The sequence below is a fragment of the Methanospirillum sp. genome, assembly GCF_028679455.1.
Taxonomy (GTDB): Archaea; Halobacteriota; Methanomicrobia; order Methanomicrobiales; family Methanospirillaceae; genus Methanospirillum.
In genome coordinates this window covers 1-4092 of the sequence record NZ_JAJRBM010000018.1, presented here as the reverse complement: position 1 = coordinate 4092, position 4092 = coordinate 1, and the positions used below count along the sequence as shown (strand labels likewise).

Sequence of the window (4092 nt, the reverse complement as noted above, 5' to 3'; positions counted from 1 at the left end):
ACCGTCTGCCCTCATTTACAAGGGGACATTCTGCCTGGACTTCTCCAGAAGAATGCAGATGCACTGAAGTCGCCTGATCTCTTCCTTGCACATAACAGTAGTATGGATACGGCTGCCATGGCTGCTATTGAGAAGTTCAGGGATTCAAACGGATATGGGAAGACAACCTGGAAGATCCTGAAACCCAATACCGAATGGAACACTCCGGAATCTGCAGAATCACTTGCTGACACCGTACTGGGGTGGCTCAAGGCAGCTGACCCCAAGAACGCTGACACGTACACAGCGAATGCTGAGAAGTATAAAGCAGAGATAGCAAAAGCAGGGAATCTTACCGATGACGAAAAGACCCAGCTTGCGTCGAAGCATGCGATTGTAATGGCATGGCAGAAGGAGCCGGTACAGAAATGGCTCGGTGTTCAGGTATATGACGTATTTGCACCTGAATTCGCATTAGGCGGAAATAAAACTCCGGCGAAAGTAGTCGATGCGATTCAGGCAAACAAAGATAAGATATTTGCCCTTGATCTGGTATCAGGCGGGGGGAAGATGTACGTGATTGAGAATATGCAGTCTGGAGAGATGGCAAAAGGGATCGAAGAAGCATTAACTGACATTGCCGTGAAGGCCGATCGTGTCATCTTCACCAACTTCCCGAAGTCTATTGAGGGAGTCAACTCGATCCCGGACGTACTTCAGTATAATAAGAACCTGCTCCTGGCATAACCTCCCTTTTTTTATAGCAATACTCCGTCATTTACTGGTTATCATAGGCAGAAGTTGATTGATCGGAAAATAAACATCAGTATACTATATTGTTGTTTGATACCGGAATCATATCGTGATTTACAACCCTGACAACCGTCATGATATATTGAGGAGTGAACCACTTTGATTACGGGATTCCTAAAAAAGGGACGGGCATTTGCCCCATAATTTTATTCGAGAGAGAACCCGGACTGATAGCCAAAGGCTTTCTGCAGAGTCTTGATACCGCCTGTCACTTCAGTGCTGTCTTTCCAGGTGTTAGTTACTGAAGTCTTGTTCCAGGTAGCTTCGCCATCCTCCGTGGTGCCATCAAGATCATAGTTGTCATCATTTCCATCACGGGCTTCCATGATACTGCCTGCAAAGACGGTCTTTACTGCTCCTTCTGCAAAGCCACTCCCCGAGTTAGCATCTGGAGTGACCGCGATCTGATAGTTCAGTTCGGCAGGAACATCTTCTGTTTCGGTTACCGCACGGATCTGTCCTTTTGTGGAGATCTGGGCACTGTTGACATTCACCAGGGCACTCTTGGCTGAAACGATATTACAGAATGCCGGGAGTTCTCCCCCATGCTCATCAGAAAAGACACAACGGATGTTATCATCAGTTTCAGCGTAATTGCCTGCAACCGAGAGGGTATACTCCTCTTCACCAACCATGTGTGCACCTTCGGTGCTGGCATAGGTCAGCACTTTCTGTGACTCAATGTTGAACAGACCACTTTCCTGATTTTGGGAGTTGAAGTCAAAGTTCTTGTTCTCAGCAATCTTACCTCCGTTGGTCAGGATTGCATCCTTGAAGGTGCTATCTGCTATTGACTGGCCTTCTCCGAGAATACCGGTTGGAGTTGCATTTGGAGAGGTAATAATCCATGACATGGTTGATTTGTCATCAACGGCACCAGTTGCATCGATGACCGTATCTACGGTAAAGACCTGGTTTTCAGGTACCTCGGGGGGAAGCCAATCAGCTACCACCATACCTGAAAGAACTGCCAGGACCGCTATTGCGAATAGACATACAAAACTATAGTTCATAACTATCCTCCTACTTCGATGCTGAAACATTATCAGCAAGAACTATTTAGTGTGATGAAGTTAAGAAATGGTATGAATTGATCCTGCTTTTTATACAATACTCATACCATTGTCACATGAACGCGGACATTATTTTTTTAGCATAATTTCTTGCGACTAAAAACATTCTAAATGTATGTGACATCTCATTTCTAAAATAAAAATAGTGAGTTTAGTTTCTCACCATCTTTTTATTTTAAGATAATTTACCGGAGCATAGTCATTCAGTTGTTGATTCTGATACTACTCCAGGGTGATAAATCACCTATATTATTGAGAATGTAATTTAGATCACACTATGATCACACGTAAATAGAAATTAGTAGTAACTTATAGTTGTACATCACCATTTGAGATGAAACACTATGCACATTCCTGACGCATTTATTCCGATTCCCCAGGCAGCCGTGTACTGGATTATTGCATTGATATTCCTGGCACTGGCAGTACGGTGGGCCAAAAATGAGATGGACGAGGACAAGATCCCTCTGGTAGCGGTTCTCGCGGCAGGAATCTTTGCCCTGCAGTCATTCAACCTCCCGGTAACCATGGGTACCAGTGGTCACCTGGTTGGAGGAGCACTTGCTGCAATCGTTCTGGGATCCCCATTTGGGGCGATCTTCATCCTTACGCTGGTTCTTATCATCCAGGGCTTTGTCTTTGGTGATGGAGGAATCACAACGATGGGGGCAAACATCATCAACATGGGTGTTATCGGAGGATATGTTGGATATTACTCATTCCAGGGAATTAAGGGAATTACGAAAAACACGCTGGTTTCAGCAGGAATCGCTGCCTGGCTAGCCTGCCTGATCCCCTCACTTGCCTGTGCATTGGAGATGTTCCTCGCCGGAACCTTCCCGCTTGTCCCCGGCCTTATGGCAATGGGAATATATCATGCAGCCATCGGTATCATCGAAGGGATCGTAACTGCAGCGGTTATTTACCTGCTCTCCCAGGCACGGCCAGATCTCGTAAATTCCACAATAGGAGCTGAAGCAGCATGATGGATAACAAGACCTTCCTCATCGTAGGGCTAATTATCGCGATAGTAATCGGTGTTCTTGCCGTATTCCTGGCATCCGGAGATCCTGATGGGCTTGAGAGCACTGCTCTGATGGTATCTGGACAGAAAGACCTGACCGGTGCTGCTCCGGAAGATGGGAATCCTGAAGCCGTAGGTACGGGCACATTTGCGTATGAATCACCGATGCCGGATTATTCATTAGGTGAATCAATGGGAGCGGCAGGCGGCCTGGTTGCTATCGTGGTCGGTATCTTCCTTACCCTTCTGGTGGTCCTTGGTGCAACCTGGCTTGTCGGAATGGCGGGCAGGAAAACCAAGTCATAATTTCCCAGAAACTGTAACAACCTGGTCTCACGAGACCAGATTTATCTTTTTTCTGATTCTGTATATTCTAATATACAGAATCTTTGCCACACCAAAACGTGAGAAGTGTAGTCATGGTCACCACTCATCTTTTTTCCGGGTACGATATTTGTTCAGGTATGATGATTCATCGGGGTAATCCAGTTTCATGTGATTCATGAAATCGAATATTACTAGGTTTTAATATAATCATACTGAGTAATAACATTAAAGTATTAGTAACACCATGATAATTCAGGCACCGGTATCACCAGTCCTTCTGAGTTCTGATACCTCTGCAATAAAATTTCGGGTGAACAAATGGAATCGCAATCATACCCCCAATGCCGGATCATCCCGCTTCAGATGCTCCGTGCAGATAATGCAGAAAAGTTTCTTGACGGTCTTTCATACATTCCGGGTATCAGAAGAATGCTTGTACATGGGCCTGGATTTAGTTCTGAAAATCCAAAAGACCATTTCAAGGATAAAAAAACTCCTCTCCCGGTACTATCAGATGTAAAAATATCTGATCAGAATGTCCAGATGCGGGTTATGATGGGAGATGTTATCGTAGAGGCTGCTGATGAAAGTGTGATAGAGAAAGTTGCAGATTTTTGTATTGAATTTTTACAGGATATGCCGGTTCAGATCCTGGTGGGCAAGTTCATAAAAACTGAAGCATCTCTCTCAGATTACCTTGAGAAAATACCAGAATCTGACAATGATCTGATTGGGTTGTCCGATTATAAGCAACGTATCGATCCGGTAATCATTAACCAGGATTCTCAGTGCAATGCCTGACAAACTCAGGGAGAAGAGATCTCATACCAGTACAGGCACTGGATTTTCAGGTTATACTTTTTCTAACCCCCGATT

The 4092-nt window shown here is 44.9% G+C and carries 5 protein-coding genes; 4 read left to right on the top strand and 1 reads right to left on the bottom strand.

Annotation, left to right across the window (positions count from 1 at the left end; genetic code table 11):
* Positions 1-726: zinc ABC transporter substrate-binding protein (locus LUQ50_RS00530; protein ID WP_300034565.1), on the top strand; the 726-nt coding region annotated here is incomplete at its 5' end.
* Positions 727-938: 212 nt separating this feature from the next.
* Here the strand turns inward: LUQ50_RS00530 and LUQ50_RS00525 are convergent.
* Positions 939-1805, bottom strand: coding sequence for a hypothetical protein (locus tag LUQ50_RS00525; protein ID WP_300034562.1), 867 nt, complete (start codon positions 1803-1805; stop codon positions 939-941).
* A gap of 404 nt (positions 1806-2209) precedes the next feature.
* Between LUQ50_RS00525 and cbiM the strand changes: the two genes are divergently transcribed.
* The 3 genes from cbiM to LUQ50_RS00510 all read left to right on the top strand — a co-directional run bounded on the left by cbiM (position 2210) and on the right by LUQ50_RS00510 (position 4017).
* The gene (gene cbiM, locus LUQ50_RS00520) at positions 2210-2851 is read left to right on the top strand and encodes a cobalt transporter CbiM (protein ID WP_300034559.1); all 642 of its coding nucleotides are present in this window, start codon (positions 2210-2212) and stop codon (positions 2849-2851) included.
* Positions 2848-3195, top strand: coding sequence for a PDGLE domain-containing protein (locus LUQ50_RS00515; protein ID WP_300034557.1), 348 nt, complete (start codon positions 2848-2850; stop codon positions 3193-3195). The genes cbiM and LUQ50_RS00515 overlap by 4 nt, the downstream gene beginning before the upstream one ends.
* Before the next feature lie 339 nt (positions 3196-3534).
* A complete protein-coding gene (locus LUQ50_RS00510; RefSeq protein ID WP_300034554.1) occupies positions 3535-4017 on the top strand; it encodes a methyl-coenzyme M reductase operon protein D in 483 nt (160 codons plus the stop codon).
* Positions 4018-4092 lie beyond the last annotated feature (75 nt).